Here is a 13,981-nt window from a genome sequence, read left to right as displayed (position 1 = left end):
CATCTCTGATCAAAAACAATCTTACTGTATATTAAAGAAGAATAGCTGACCGCTATATAGCAATTAATTCTCTCATCCTTGTATTGTAAAATCCTCTCTTTAATCTTAGCGCCGAATAAGTTATTTTAATAACGCATTTAGATAATTTTCACTTTAATTGAACTTTTCAATCATATATAGAGGTTTATATGTCAAAGACATTCGAAGTTATAGAAAGAGTTGGAATATCAACTGAAAGTATTGCCCAAGCGGTTAAAGATGTAGTTCTTGAAGCAAATGCCGAAAAAAAAGTCGGCTGGTTTGAAATTATTGAAGAACGGGGCAGAGTTACTTCTGATGACAAAGTGGAATTCCAAATCAAAGTTCGAATTGGTCGAAAACTTAATGACTAATATTTAGGGAAGGAGAAACTTATGTCGTTGAAATTAGGCGATATTGCACCAAATTTTACCTTGAAGGACACAAATAACGCTGCAGTTACCTTGAGCGATTTCAAAGGAAAAAGTAATGTTGTTCTTTTATTTTTTCCTGCTGTTGGAACAGGAGTTTGCGAGAAAGAGCTATGTTCAACAAGAGATAGTATGAAAGATTATGAAGGATTAAATGCTCAGGTATTTGCAATAAGTGTTGATGGTCCCTTCTCTCAAAAATTGTGGGTTGATAAATATAAATTTAATTTTCCATTGCTCAGTGATTTCAATAAGGATGTTGCTCCTGCGTATGGTGCCTTCTACGATTTATGGCTTCCCGGAAAGTGGGATCTTAAAGGAGTGGCTAAACGTGCCGCTTTTGTAATTGATAAGAAGGGCATTCTCCAGTATGTAGAAGTTTTAGAAAATGCCGGAGAGGAACCAAATTACAACGCAGTTCAAGAGACTTTGAAAAAATTATCTTAATTACATTTAAGTAAAAATGAAAGGAAGATTAAAAATCTTCCTTTCTCAATTCTGTTCTGGAGTTCAGATATGTTGCAAATTGGGAAAAAAGCACCTTCCTTTTCTCTTCTGGACGGAAGCGGGAAAAATGTTTCCTTAAATGATTTTAAAGGAAAGAAAGTTGTTCTCTATTTTTATCCGAAAGATATGACTTCTGGTTGTACGCAGGAAGCATGCGATTTTCGCGATGCGCTTCCAAATTTCCAAAAAATTAAAACAACTGTGCTGGGTATTAGTATTGATTCAACGGCATCTCATAAAAAATTTGCGGACAAATATGAATTACCGTTCACACTCCTTAGTGATGAAAAAAAAGAAGTTGTTGAAAAGTACGGTGTATGGAAAGAAAAAAGTATGTACGGTAAAAAATATATGGGAATTGAACGTACTACTTTTATAATTGACGAAGAAGGAAAAATTCAAAACATTTTCCCCAAGGTTAAAGTTGCGGGACATGTAGATGAAGTGATGAATGCAATAAAAGGGGAATAAATGATTTATGTAACCCGTCGTGAAGTTTTCAGCTCGTCTCACCGTCTTTTTAATCCAAATTTTTCCGATAGTGAGAACGAACGAATTTTTGGAAAATGCAGCAACTTAAATGGACACGGGCATAACTACACACTGGAAGTTATTATTGTCGGTGACATCAACATCGAAACCGGTTATGTAATTGATCTTAAACTACTCAAAGAAATTATAATTGAGAATGTGATTCAAAAAGTTGATCATAAAAATCTCAACTTGGATGTTGATTTTTTGAGTGGGAAAATTCCTACAGCGGAAAATATTTGCCTCGGAATTTGGAACCAGCTGATTGATAAAATTCCTTCCGGAAAACTTTACTCGGTCAAACTTTATGAAACGGAAAATAACTATGTTGAATATAAAGGTAAGGAAAAGTTGTGAACTACGAATTAATTGAAAATAGTGTACTTAATATTCTTAAAGAAATTGGTGAAGATCCAAATAGGGAAGGATTGAAAAGAACCCCCAACAGAGTTGCAACTGCATTTGAATTTCTTACTCAAGGATATAATAAAGACATTAAAGAAATTCTAAATGGTGCTGTTTTTGATGAAAAATATGACGAAATGGTGATTGTGAAGGATATTGATTTTTATAGTATGTGTGAACATCACCTTCTTCCATTTTTCGGTAAGGTTCACGTTGCATATATACCGGATGGCAAAATAGTTGGATTAAGTAAGATTCCCCGGATTGTAGATGTTTTCGCTCAGCGGTTACAAGTACAGGAAAGAATGACAAAGGAAATTGCAGATACGATTGATACTTTTGTTAAACCGCGCGGCGTTGCTGTTGTTGTTGATGCTTATCATATGTGCATGATGATGCGCGGTGTTCAAAAACAAAATTCAATTACAACAACCAGCGCAATGCACGGTGTTTTTACGAAGGATGCACGCACAAGAAATGAATTCTTAAAGCTCATATCGCAAGAGCGAATTTGATGACTGATAAAAAAAAAGCTGTGTGGATTACAGGCTCAAGTTCCGGAATTGGCAGAGCTCTTTCGATTGAGTTTGCCAAGAATGGAGTTTTTGTTTTAGGCACAGCAAGAAGAAAATCTTTATTAGATGAATTGAAATCTTCTTTAGGCGAGTTTAGTGAAAACTTTGAGGGACATCAACTAAATCATTCCAGTTTCGATTCATTGATAGAATTCCACAATGAAATTTCTTCTAAATTCCAAATTGATTGCCTCATAAATAATGCCGGGACTACTTCTTTTAAAAATGCTGTTGATGATTCAATTGAAGAAATAGAGAAAATTATCCAGGTAAATCTTCTCGGCTCCATATACGCGATTAAAACCGTCCTTCCGGAAATGATTGATAAAAAATCCGGAACGATTATAAATATACTTTCAGTTGTCACTCGAAAAATATTTATTGCAAGCAGTGCTTACTCTGCTTCCAAAGCCGGACTTTACGCTTATACAAACGTGTTGCGTGAAGAAGTTCGTGATCAAAATATTAGAGTTATTAATGTATCACCGGGCGCAACCGCAACAAACATCTGGCCGGAAGGAACACTTAAAAAATATTCAGATAGAATGATGAGTGTCGAAAATATTGCTAACCTTATTTTCCGGATTTATTCGGAAAAGAGCAATATGGTCATTGAAGAACTTATTATTCGCCCCATCAAAGGTGATTTATAATTGGATGATTATATATTGTAATGATGCGAGATAAATATGAGAGGTAAACCAGCTAAATTAATTTATTTGTGCATTTGTGTTTTGATTGCAATTCTATTACTAACACAGGTAATTTCACCAATAGTTGGCGGTTTTATTTTCGCATCGGCTTTGTTGATACTTGGGAGTTTATCAAAAGGATTTAAGCGGCTATAAATTAATATCGGTCAATAATATTAACAAAAACCCTCGTTAAAATTCACGAGGGTTTTTGTTTTTAACAATGGCTTTATCACTTCATTTCATCTTGTTTTGGCATTCCTTTTCCATGTTGCATCATCATTCCGGATCCTTTTCTACCCATCCAATTTCTCATACCTGCTTTCATCCTTCCCATACCTGCTCTGGAATCAGTCATCCGAGAAACAAATTTTGTGAAAATAGCTTTTTGTTCATCGTTGAGAATCTTGTAAACATCTAGCCAATGTTTTGTTGCCGAGTATTTAATATCACCTTGTAATTTACTGTTATCTTCGACGAGTTGTAAAATTTTCTTATCATCAATATTTCCGTCTGCAATCATCTTTTTTAACTCAAGACGGTTTTTTTGAATCTTAGCATTAATATCTACTACTCCCTGTTGATGCTGGTACTTCAGATCATCGAACTTTTTTTCCTGTTCCGGAGTAAGTTTTAACGCCGTTTTAATTCGGTCTCCTCTTTGTCCAAATGGAGGACCTTCTTTGGCTGGTTGCGCGAAAATCGAATAACTTCCCAAAAGCAACAACCCGATGAAGTAAATACTTAGCTTTTTCATAAAGACCTCTTTTTAATTATGTTGAAATATTTTCTTTTCATTATTTTGACAAAGGTAATACCCGCAGGGTTTAATTGTTTAGTTAAACCCCTTGTGTATAATATGTGTCTATAATATGAAACATTGTATGGGAACTGTGCAGGATAACGACTTTGAACTGATTAATCGATTTTTAGCCGGCGAAGAAGTCGCGTTTAATTTGATTGTTAAAAAATATCAGAAAAAAATTTATTGGCATGCGAGACAAATGTTAGGTAATCATTTAGAAGCAGATGAAGTAACACAGGAAGTTTTGATAGTTCTTTTTAACAAATTGAGAAGTTTTAATTTTAACAGCTCTCTTTATACATGGATCTATAAGATTGTGAGCACAAGAAGTCTAAATCAGATCCGTAAGAGACAAATACAGAAATTTTTTTCTATTGACTCGGCAGATAATGATTTCGAATTAAAAGATAACACTGACATTATAGAAGATTATTCCAATAAGGAAAAGTTGGAAAGAGTCGAAAAAATTTTACAAAAAATTCCTCCTAAGCAAAGAGAAATATTTATTATGAGAAATTACGATCAGCTGACATATGAGGAGATTTCCAAAATAACGGGTAAAAGTATTGGTGGATTAAAAGCGAATTATTTTCATGCATTGAAGAAAGTGTTGGAGTTGTCAAATGAAAAATAATGATGATAGAATTCTTAAGTATCTATCGGAATTGATGGATCTTAATGGACGGGCTGAATTTGAGAAGGAATTGTCAAATTCGGAAGAGCTTAGAAATTATTTCGATTTGATAAAGAATCAAATTAATAATGCGGTGATGGCAGAATCTACACCGGTTGATGAAAGATATTTTGTAAATCTTTTACCCCGCATTCATAAAAAAATGGAAAAAAGAAATAAATTTTTTTCGTGGAAGACTGTTTACTATACTGTACCGACTGCGGCAGCGATACTCGTTTTCACTTTATTGATGGTAAATCCAAAACAAAATTTCGATGCGAGTTATAAAGATTTGGCTAATGAAGTTGTAAATAATTTTTCCGATCATGATGTCTCTGACAACTATTTTGCTGACCTGGAAAGTAATCCAGCGGATGACCTTTTAACACCGAACAACGATGAACTTAATATTCAAATCCCGTCCGATTTGGATATTAACAGCGAGTCATATACAAAATTAATAGACAACCCGGTTTCAGAAGATTATTCAACATTAAACAGGCTTTCCGATAAAGAATTGGAAATAGTATATGAAAAATTAAATTCAGCAAACGCTCAAAAGGTGATAAAATGAAAAAAGTATTTTTACCTTTTCTTATAACTTGTTTATTCTTTTCTTCTATAATCGCACAAAATAGAATGAAGATGGGAAAAGATTCAAAACCACTTCAACGAATTGAGCAATGGGAAAAATTGAAACTGATCGATGCTTTAGGACTTAATGAGGAGACCTCGGTACGGTTCTTTGCAAGAAGGCATGAAAATCAAGTAAAGGTAAGGGATTTTCTTGATCAACGAGATACTGCATTGAGGAAAATTGAAGATGAGATAAATAATAATACTCAGAAAAGCGATGCGATTTATAAAGATCAAGTAAGCAAACTTATGGCTTTGGAAGAACGTATTACAACCGAAAGAGGAAATTTCTTAAAATCATTAAGTGATATTCTAACTCCGCAACAAATTGCCAAATTGGTAGTGTTCGAAAGTAGGTTCCGAAAGCAAGTTAGAGAAACATTGATGGGGCGCGCGCGACAACGACCGAATGATTAATACCATTTAAACAATTCTTCCGTGTATGCTATTGCATTTTGATTAGTTCTGGGATATTTTTGGCTCAGATTTTTGCGGAAGTGGTGAAATTGGTATACACGCTACTTTGAGGGGGTAGTGCCCGTTAGGGCGTAGGGGTTCAAGTCCCCTCTTCCGCACTGAGATTTACCTCACATTCCCCACTTAATACCATTGAAATTCACTTTTAGATACAATATGATTTGACTATTTTCACTAAAAATTTTTCCGATTCATAATGTCGAGAAAAAATTCTATGACATTATTAACTCAATTCGGCTTGATCATGAATTCCTTAAGTACATGCTATTTCAAAATTATTTAATAGGATTGTTCTTCGCCTCGTTGATCTCATATCTCTCGTATAGAATGAGATTATTGACGTGGAGCGGGGCAATAGCCACATTTATTCTGGCTCAATTGATCTTTGATTTCGGAGGTATGAAATGGTCCATTCCTATTATCATATTTTTTATTTCATCGAGCATTCTTACAAAATATAATAATCAAAAAAATAAAGAGGTGAGAAATTATTTTGAGAAAAATGGTGCTCGCGATTATCTCCAAGTAATTGCAAATGGCGGAATAGGCGGAATTCTTGTACTTTTAAATACATTTTCTAACAATGAGCTTTTCTATTTGATTTATATTGCAAGTTTATCATCGGTTTGTGCGGATACATGGGCTACTGAATTTGGAACTTGGAGAAAAACTGCTACGTATAATCTAATAAATCTGAAGCCCGTTGAACAGGGAACTTCCGGAGGAATCTCATTCATTGGTTTAATTGGCTCATTGCTGGGATCTCTTTGCATCGCACTTTCGGCGATTGGATGGGTAGAGATTTCTTATATTCAATTTGTAATTTTAATTTTATTGGCAGGGTGTTTGGGAAGTCTTTTTGACAGCATTCTGGGTGCTTCTGTTCAAGTGCAATATGTATGTCTTGTGTGTAATAAAGTAACTGAGAGAAAAATTCATTGCGGTATAAGAACGAATCGGTTGAGAGGGATCGGCTGGATTAACAACGATGTTGTTAATTTATTCACTGGAATCATGGGTGCAGTCCTAATCGTCATTTTGAAAAGTCTATTAAAATTCTGAATAATCATGAGAAAAAAAATATTAATCATTTTATTAATTACGGCCTCTATTTCCGCACAGCAGATAAGCGATAAATTTTCCTCAGCTGTCGGTTTTTATAATGATCATAATTTTGGAACAGCGTTTCAAATATTCAAAGAGATTATTTCTGAAAATAAACTTGATGAACAAAATCTTGCTTCCGCAAAATTTTATTCTGCGGATTGTTTACTTAATCTAAACCAGCTGGATGGTGCCGCAAGTGAACTTGAATCCTTTATTGATCAATATAAATATTCCAATTACCGAGACGCCGCTTTATATAAACTGGGAACAATTTATGTTCAAAAGGGGGAATATCGTAAAGCCCGTGAACGGCTTTCAACTTTACTAATGGAATATAAGAATGGCGAATATTACGGTTCGGCATACTACTGGATTGGAGAAGCTTTCTTCGCCGAAAGTAAATTTATAGATGCTATAGAAAATTTTAAAGAAGCGATATCTCAAAAACTAACAAATAGGTTTATTGTTAATAGTTACTATTCGCTCGGTCAAGTTTATGAAAAAACAAATGATTACTCGCTTGCTGTTGCAAGTTATGATGAATTACTTGCTTATTACAAAGACGATCCGATGGCTCCCAAATCTCAGATGAGAATTGGAGTCTGCTACTTTATTCTGAAGGATTATGATAATGCAATTCTCGAATTGACCGATCCTTTAGTTAATAAATTACAGCCGAAGGAATTAATTGAAGCAAAATACTTTTTGGCAAGTTCTTATAGTAGATTGAAAGATTATAATAATGCCGAGCAAGTGTATACCAATCTACTCAACAATCCGGAAGACGAATCGATAAAGAATAAAATAAATTTTAGCCTGGCGTGGATCTATTTTCAGCAAAATAAGTATGATGAAGCATATAAAATTTTTAATCAACTATCCGAAAATCCAAGCGATTCACTTAAAATCCAATCGTTATATTGGAGCGGTGAGTGTAAACGGTATCTTGGAGATATCAATTCGGCAAATGCAATATTTAAACTTCTTATAGAAAAATATCCCGAGCATCCTTTAGCATCCAAAGCACAGCTTGGAATCGGATCTTTGTTATTCAACAACAGTAATACAGCAGATGCAGAGAAGGCTTTACTTAATGCGACTATTTCGGAAGATAAGCCAACACGCGGCAGAGCTTATACCCTGCTTGGCGAAATCCGCCTAAACCGAAAATTATTTGATGAGGCGAAAAAATACTTTTCTGAAGCCCTAAAGCTGACATCGAATCAATCTGAACTTAATAATAGGGCGCTATTCGGGCTTTCAGTATCGGAATATTACTTAAACAATTATGACACAGCAATAAAGAATTTGGAAGAATTGAAACTACGAGCTAAAAATTTTGAAAACGATAAAGTTAATTTTTATTTAGCAGAATCATATTTTTCCAAAGGACAGTATGCTGCTTCACTAAAAAATTATAACTCAATTAAATCATCTTCCGAAGATTTAATTAGGCAGTCTGTTCTCGGTAAAGGGTATTCGTATTTCAATTTGAAAGATTTTCCTAATTCGATCTATTATTTCAATGAATTTTTAGCAAAATATAAATCCGATAAAAATATAAACGAAGTGAAACTCCGTCTTGCGGACAGCTATTTTGGGAATAAAAATTTTGACAAGGCAAGCGGTATTTACCGGGAAATCTTTTCTAAGGAAAAAGTTGATCTCAATAACGATTTGGCTTATTACCAATACGGTCAATCGTTATTCAAAGCGGGAAAAGCGAGCGAGGCAATTGAAGTGTTCCAAAACCTTCAAGAAAAATTTCCACGCTCAAAGTATCGTGATGAATCGCAATATGTAATTGGCTGGATTAATTTTCAGCAAAATAAATTCGATGAAGCAATTAAAAGTTATATGAAATTGATCGAATCGTCTTCTCGGTCTAACTTAAAACCGGTAGCTTATTATTCAATTGGAGATTCGTATTTCAATCTCGGGCAGTATGATTCTTCGATTGTGTTTTATTCCAAAGTATTAACTGAATATCCAAATACACAATATATATTTGATGCGGTTAGCGGAATCCAGTATGCGTACGTTGCCGAAGGGAAACCGGAACAAGCAATTAATTTTATCGATCAATTCATTGCGGCAAACCCGAGTTCAAAATACAACGACCAATTATTTTTTAAAAAGGGCGATCTATACTACAGCATTCAGAAATATGATGAAGCTATGAAAATTTATAAAGAATTTATTGATAAGTATCCCAGCAGCACATTGATAGCGAATGCATATTACTGGATTGGGAAAAGTGCCGCTAATATGAAAAATGAAACCGAGGCAATAAATAATTTTACGTTTGCTAAAGCACGTTCACCAAAATCCGATATCGGAATTTCATCGGCTATCGAACTCGCAAATATTTATTCCTCCAAGAATCAATTCTCTGCTGCCGTAAGTGTGTTAAAAGAAAGTTCCGATGCGGTACCAACCTCAAACCGGGTACCCGAGCTTTTATTTCTACAAGGAGTTAATGAAGTAAAAGATAACAAAATTGCCGAAGCGGCATCTATTTATGATCAGATAATCAATTATTACGAGGGATCAATTTTTTCCGCTAAAGCAAAAGTTGAATTAGGCATTCTGAAATTGAAACAGAATAATTACGAAGAAGCTCAAGCATTGTTAAAAGAAGTCGGTGATAAAAGAACGGACGACATCGGTGCGCAAGCGCAATATTATTACGGCGTATCGCTGTTCAACCAGAATAAAATTGAAGATGCCATAAGCGCATTAGTTCGGGTGCGTTCTGTTTATGGCGCTTATGATGAGTGGTATTCGAAATCATTGTTGATGTTAGGTGATTGTTACGTTAAGCTGAAAGACAAGAAACAAGCTCGGGAAATGTACAGAGCAGTTTTAAGCAAACATCCAACCGGTGAGTTGGCAACTGAAGCAAAAAGAAAAATGAATCAGCTATGAAAAAAATAACAATAACAATTTTTGTCTTATTATCCAGCCTGCTGTTCGCGCAGACTGAACAGCAAAACATTGAACTCCCGGATTTTGTAATTACCGGAAAACAAAACGTTAATGTTCCTATTGCAGTCAAAAAGAAACCGGATTTTATTTCAACATTATCAAGGGATTTTTTTACTCCGCAAATCGCACCAGAAGAACTCCCATTACTAATTTCATCTGACCCTGTTCCGGTTAGACCGGAGATTAAAAAATTCAACGACTTTGTAAACGGTACATTGAAAGTTCAGATTGGAAACTACTCTTTACCCGTCGGTGACTTAGTTCTAAATCAATCATACGAGAATTATCTTGTCAACGCCAGACTTTGGGGTTCCAACATAAAGGAATATATTCCTAATGCCGGTTATAACAATTCTGGTGTGGCGATGCGCAATGATGTTTTCTTAAGTACAAAATCAGATTTTCTTCCCGGAGCTAAATTAAAAATTGCCGCTGATTACATCCGCGATTCTTACAAATTATTTGCTTCACAGACTCCTACACTTTTGAGGGAAACCAATAAGGGTTCGGCAATTTTCTCTTTAGCGAGTTCATATAACCGCTGGGTTAATTTTGGTTTTGAACTCAACGGTAATATATTATCTCTTAACGAAAATAAACTTAAAGAAACAAACTTCTCATCCAAAGGTTTGTTCGAATTCAAGCAGAATAACTTTGTTGCGGGGATAAACGGCTCTTTCTCAATGCAAAAACTTACAAACAACCTTAGTGGTATTGATAGTTATAATTTTTACTCAACGGAAGGTTACATAAAAGTATTCCCAGATAACACACTAAATTTTATTCTTGGAATTAATTATGCGGCTAACTCGTCAAATTCATTTTTTGCTCCATTCGGCTCACTTGAATATAAATTGGATAAAGGTCTTACACTCAACGCGGGTTTTAATCCTCACGTGGAATATTTTAACGTAAGTGATTTCCTTAAGCGGAATATTTATTTCAATCCCGGTTTAATTGATAATATCTTTTCAAAATACACAACCGACTTTAATGTTCTAATTAAATATGAATACGAAAAATCATTCTCGCTTTCATTTAAAGGTGTGTATTCTAAAGTAAGTAACTATTTCTATTATGATGATGCGGTAAATGCCGGGAAATTTGATTTAAGCGTTTTACCAGATGCTAAAATTATTTCAGCTGGAATAAATTTAAAAGTATATCCGGAACAATACGGATATATATTTGGTAACCTTCTATACAAGAATGCTTCCGATCAGTTTGATAACATAATTCCTTACGAACCTGAACTATCAACATCTGTTACTTACGGATATAATTTTTATTTTGGTCTGGGTTTTAAAATTCGTTATGCCATGGCGTTTAACGTTTATACAGATATTACTAATTCTAATAAACTTGATAATTACAACGACATTTCACTTACTCTGAATTATGAAATATTCACCGGATTAAAATTAACAGCAGACTTTCAAAACATATTGAATCGAACTAACTTTGTATGGAAGCAATATCAGGAAAAACCATTTGATGTTCTATTTGGAGTTGAGTACCGTTGGTAGACAAAATATATAAATACTAAAATGAAGATAGCCCAATTACAAAAGAAAGTTGCCGACGTTCTCGGAGTATCTGCATCTCAAAAAAATTTGGCGTTTGAGATCTTTATAGATAAAATTTCCGAGATACTTCTCGAAGATATTACTATCAAGGTTCCGCGTATCGGATTCTTCCAGTTAAAAACGGTATCCTTTAAGAATGTAAATCGTCCGTTAATATTTTCTCCGCTCTCAGAAGATTTTTTAAAAGATGCCCGTCAGCTCTATCTTACTATTGATGTAAAACCAAAAACGAAAAATACAGTTGAATTCGATTCGGATATTTTTAGCATAGGAGTCGGGAAACCTTTATTGCCATTGTCAATTGATGAACAGCCTGATACAGAAACATCTTACGCAATGTTGAAAAAATCGATTGAAGAAAGAGTTAAAGAACTTTTAACCGAGTCTGATCAAATTCCAAATTTTAACATTTGGGATGATTACTATAAAGCCCCAAGTAAATATGAAGATGAAATTGGCGAAGAAACAAAGAATCAGCTTTCCGAACTAACTTCAGATCTAAAATTCAAGAAAGAAGATGTTCCAGATAAATCTCATGAAAACACATTAGAAAATTATGAGACCCTTTTGCCTGGAATAGATAAATCTGAACCGCCGGAAGAGTTTAATCAATTTATTGTAAATAATGATTCACAGGATGGAACTGGAGATTCAAAAAATAAAACCGATCGAAAGGAAGATATAAGTGAGTCAGATTCGGGAAAAACCGGGGAGACTATTACTATTGGAAAAGAAATTAGAATTGAGGAAGAAATTATTTCTTCGGATGAAGATTTTTCTGAATTAGAAAAAATGAAATACGAAGACAGTCATAATCAGCAAATTACAATTGCTGAATTGATGGATGGGGCAACTTCTACAATGTCTGAAACGAATATTAGCGGTGGTGATGAGTATGTTAAAGATGAGAACATAGTTCCGATAAAAGAAACAATCGACAGAATTCTAGCTGATGAAAAACTAAAAGAAGATAAAAATAAAATTGATAATTATGATGATGAATTGCATGAGCAAAATATTTCTGCTTTTGAGGAACTTCATAAGATAAAGGACGAAGTGATTTCCTCTGAAGAATTTAACGCGGATTTATTAGAAGAAACCGGACATGAAATTTCAAATGAGAAAATAGAGAGCAGTTTAGAGAATGCTGAAACCCCTGCTGGTGAAATAGAAGAAGGTAAAAAATCGATTTTTGAAGAACTTCACCAAATTAACGATGAAGTGATTTCCTCTCAAGAAACAGAAGAAAATTCCGGCAATGAAAATGAACATGAAATTAAAAGTGAAGTAATAGAAACAGAGAAAGTGAATGTTGAAATTCCATCTGATGAATCAGATAAACAAAATAGTCAGTTAATTGAACATGTCAGTAAATGGAATGACGGTGAGGAGACAGAGGAAATTGATGATGAAACTCTTTCTGATAATGATAACCAGAAAGTTGAATGGAACTGGGGTGATGAACTTCGGGAAGAATTTGGAATTCCGAAAGTTGTTGGAGAAGAATTAAAATATGAGATGATTGACGAAATTGGAGAAACCGGCGGCGGTCTTGAACTTACCGATGATTATTTAAATGACAGTGAAACAACCAAAGGTTTATTTGATCAATTGGAAAAAACTCTCGAGAGAGAATTTAATATTGATGAGAGACCAAAAAACAGATTCACTAATAGTGACAAAAAAAGCACTATTGATCGAAATAACCTTAAAAAAGTTGTTCTTGAATTTTCCGGACCTCCTGCTAAATACGAATTTGTAGAAGATCGTTCGAGCGGCAAAGAAAAGAGAATGGCAATTACACTAATTGATGAGAATGGTGAAAACAATTATAAAACACATCCTACTTCAGATAACGAACCGGGCGAAAAGTACAAAGACAATTATTTTAGGAAAATGGCACTAATAATTTTTGGTTCATTTATTATTGTCGGTTCAATAGTGGTATTTATTATACTAAAAGGAAACAGTAATAAAGAATCACAAAATAAATCGAATCTAACACAACAAGCAAAAGATAATACCGCTGCGAATGATTCGGCAATCATTTTTACTCCAGAACAAATTGGACAAACGAACAAAGATACTTCTGCAAATCCATATGAGATAAATGATTTTCCAAGAACAGCCTTTCCTCCTGTACCGATCAAGGATGCAACCGATAAACAAATCTTAGAGACAATTAAAAACGAAACAGCTAAACTGCAGTCTGCGCAGAAAGCAAAAGTTACGCCTTCCGAAAAACAATCGGCAGCCAATGTCATAAATAAAGACCGCGGTAAAAATGTTACGTCAGAGACACGCGTGAGTGATAGAGTCTATTACGACGGCAAAAACTATAATTTACAAATATCATCATGGCCTAACCGTGCTAGGGCTGAAGAAGAATTAAGCCGGCTGCGAAAACTTGGTGCAAATGCAATTATAGTTGAAGCGAACTTACCTCAGAAAGGCGGGATGTGGTATAGGATTCGACTAGGACCTTACAAAACTCAAAAAGAAGCTGAAGAAATTCTGAAAAAAAATAATTTTTAAATATCCCTAAAGGTA

The 13,981-nt window shown here is 34.4% G+C and carries 14 protein-coding genes and 1 tRNA gene; 14 read left to right on the top strand and 1 reads right to left on the bottom strand.

Annotation, left to right across the window (positions count from 1 at the left end; translation table 11 throughout):
- Nucleotides 1–188: 188 nt before the first annotated feature.
- From NTX65_04355 to NTX65_04330, 6 genes are all read left to right on the top strand, one after another.
- Complete coding sequence (locus tag NTX65_04355) at nucleotides 189–392, top strand: dodecin domain-containing protein (GenBank protein MCX6168547.1); 204 nt, start codon at nucleotides 189–191, stop codon at nucleotides 390–392.
- A 21-nt stretch (nucleotides 393–413) separates the two neighbouring features.
- The gene (locus tag NTX65_04350; protein MCX6168546.1) at nucleotides 414–896 is read left to right on the top strand and encodes a redoxin domain-containing protein; all 483 of its coding nucleotides are present in this window, start codon (nucleotides 414–416) and stop codon (nucleotides 894–896) included.
- 69 nt (nucleotides 897–965) lie between these two features.
- Nucleotides 966–1,427: a thioredoxin-dependent thiol peroxidase gene (bcp, locus tag NTX65_04345; GenBank protein MCX6168545.1), complete on the top strand. Its 462-nt coding sequence runs from the start codon at nucleotides 966–968 to the stop codon at nucleotides 1,425–1,427.
- Nucleotides 1,428–1,844, top strand: a complete 417-nt coding sequence (locus tag NTX65_04340; protein ID MCX6168544.1) for a 6-carboxytetrahydropterin synthase — start codon at nucleotides 1,428–1,430, stop codon at nucleotides 1,842–1,844. It begins immediately after the preceding gene.
- Nucleotides 1,841–2,407 carry a GTP cyclohydrolase I FolE gene (gene folE, locus NTX65_04335; protein MCX6168543.1) on the top strand — a complete coding sequence of 189 codons (567 nt, stop codon included), beginning with the start codon at nucleotides 1,841–1,843 and terminating at the stop codon, nucleotides 2,405–2,407. The genes NTX65_04340 and folE overlap by 4 nt, the downstream gene beginning before the upstream one ends.
- Nucleotides 2,407–3,120, top strand: a complete 714-nt coding sequence (locus NTX65_04330) for an SDR family NAD(P)-dependent oxidoreductase (protein MCX6168542.1) — start codon at nucleotides 2,407–2,409, stop codon at nucleotides 3,118–3,120. Before folE ends, NTX65_04330 begins: the two co-directional genes overlap by 1 nt.
- A gap of 271 nt (nucleotides 3,121–3,391) precedes the next feature.
- Here NTX65_04330 and NTX65_04325 read toward each other — a convergent pair whose 3' ends face one another.
- Nucleotides 3,392–3,916: a periplasmic heavy metal sensor gene (locus tag NTX65_04325; GenBank protein ID MCX6168541.1), complete on the bottom strand. Its 525-nt coding sequence runs from the start codon at nucleotides 3,914–3,916 to the stop codon at nucleotides 3,392–3,394.
- A 115-nt stretch (nucleotides 3,917–4,031) separates the two neighbouring features.
- On the opposite strand from NTX65_04325, the gene NTX65_04320 reads away from it, so the two are divergent.
- The 8 genes from NTX65_04320 to NTX65_04285 all read left to right on the top strand — a co-directional run bounded on the left by NTX65_04320 (nucleotide 4,032) and on the right by NTX65_04285 (nucleotide 13,966).
- Nucleotides 4,032–4,598, top strand: a complete 567-nt coding sequence (locus NTX65_04320) for an RNA polymerase sigma factor (GenBank protein ID MCX6168540.1) — start codon at nucleotides 4,032–4,034, stop codon at nucleotides 4,596–4,598.
- Nucleotides 4,588–5,211: a hypothetical protein gene (locus NTX65_04315; GenBank protein MCX6168539.1), complete on the top strand. Its 624-nt coding sequence runs from the start codon at nucleotides 4,588–4,590 to the stop codon at nucleotides 5,209–5,211. Before NTX65_04320 ends, NTX65_04315 begins: the two co-directional genes overlap by 11 nt.
- Nucleotides 5,208–5,690: a hypothetical protein gene (locus tag NTX65_04310; protein MCX6168538.1), complete on the top strand. Its 483-nt coding sequence runs from the start codon at nucleotides 5,208–5,210 to the stop codon at nucleotides 5,688–5,690. The genes NTX65_04315 and NTX65_04310 overlap by 4 nt, the downstream gene beginning before the upstream one ends.
- A gap of 74 nt (nucleotides 5,691–5,764) precedes the next feature.
- Nucleotides 5,765–5,848: transfer RNA gene (locus tag NTX65_04305), tRNA-Leu, on the top strand.
- 163 nt (nucleotides 5,849–6,011) lie between these two features.
- Nucleotides 6,012–6,812: a DUF92 domain-containing protein gene (locus NTX65_04300; GenBank protein ID MCX6168537.1), complete on the top strand. Its 801-nt coding sequence runs from the start codon at nucleotides 6,012–6,014 to the stop codon at nucleotides 6,810–6,812.
- 6 nt (nucleotides 6,813–6,818) lie between these two features.
- The gene (locus NTX65_04295; GenBank protein ID MCX6168536.1) at nucleotides 6,819–9,785 is read left to right on the top strand and encodes a tetratricopeptide repeat protein; all 2,967 of its coding nucleotides are present in this window, start codon (nucleotides 6,819–6,821) and stop codon (nucleotides 9,783–9,785) included.
- A complete protein-coding gene (locus NTX65_04290; protein MCX6168535.1) occupies nucleotides 9,782–11,371 on the top strand; it encodes a hypothetical protein in 1,590 nt (529 codons plus the stop codon). The genes NTX65_04295 and NTX65_04290 overlap by 4 nt, the downstream gene beginning before the upstream one ends.
- A 21-nt stretch (nucleotides 11,372–11,392) precedes the next feature.
- Entirely contained in the window at nucleotides 11,393–13,966 is a 2,574-nt protein-coding gene (locus tag NTX65_04285) for an SPOR domain-containing protein (GenBank protein ID MCX6168534.1), read from the top strand.
- The last annotated feature ends 15 nt before the right edge of the window (nucleotides 13,967–13,981 follow it).

This window comes from Ignavibacteriales bacterium, from assembly GCA_026390795.1.
In the GTDB taxonomy this organism is placed as follows: domain Bacteria; phylum Bacteroidota; class Ignavibacteria; order Ignavibacteriales; family Melioribacteraceae; genus Fen-1258.
This window is presented reverse-complemented; position numbering and strand designations above follow the sequence as displayed.

Coding starts and splice junctions, on each gene's coding strand:
- NTX65_04355 (MCX6168547.1), top strand. CDS start 189: ATGTCAAAGACATTCGAAGTTATAGAAAGAGTTGGAATATCAACTGAA.
- NTX65_04350 (MCX6168546.1), top strand. CDS start 414: ATGTCGTTGAAATTAGGCGATATTGCACCAAATTTTACCTTGAAGGAC.
- bcp (MCX6168545.1), top strand. CDS start 966: ATGTTGCAAATTGGGAAAAAAGCACCTTCCTTTTCTCTTCTGGACGGA.
- NTX65_04340 (MCX6168544.1), top strand. CDS start 1,428: ATGATTTATGTAACCCGTCGTGAAGTTTTCAGCTCGTCTCACCGTCTT.
- NTX65_04330 (MCX6168542.1), top strand. CDS start 2,407: ATGACTGATAAAAAAAAAGCTGTGTGGATTACAGGCTCAAGTTCCGGA.
- NTX65_04325 (MCX6168541.1), bottom strand. CDS start 3,916: ATGAAAAAGCTAAGTATTTACTTCATCGGGTTGTTGCTTTTGGGAAGT.
- NTX65_04320 (MCX6168540.1), top strand. CDS start 4,032: ATGAAACATTGTATGGGAACTGTGCAGGATAACGACTTTGAACTGATT.
- NTX65_04315 (MCX6168539.1), top strand. CDS start 4,588: ATGAAAAATAATGATGATAGAATTCTTAAGTATCTATCGGAATTGATG.
- NTX65_04310 (MCX6168538.1), top strand. CDS start 5,208: ATGAAAAAAGTATTTTTACCTTTTCTTATAACTTGTTTATTCTTTTCT.
- NTX65_04300 (MCX6168537.1), top strand. CDS start 6,012: ATGCTATTTCAAAATTATTTAATAGGATTGTTCTTCGCCTCGTTGATC.
- NTX65_04295 (MCX6168536.1), top strand. CDS start 6,819: ATGAGAAAAAAAATATTAATCATTTTATTAATTACGGCCTCTATTTCC.
- NTX65_04290 (MCX6168535.1), top strand. CDS start 9,782: ATGAAAAAAATAACAATAACAATTTTTGTCTTATTATCCAGCCTGCTG.
- NTX65_04285 (MCX6168534.1), top strand. CDS start 11,393: ATGAAGATAGCCCAATTACAAAAGAAAGTTGCCGACGTTCTCGGAGTA.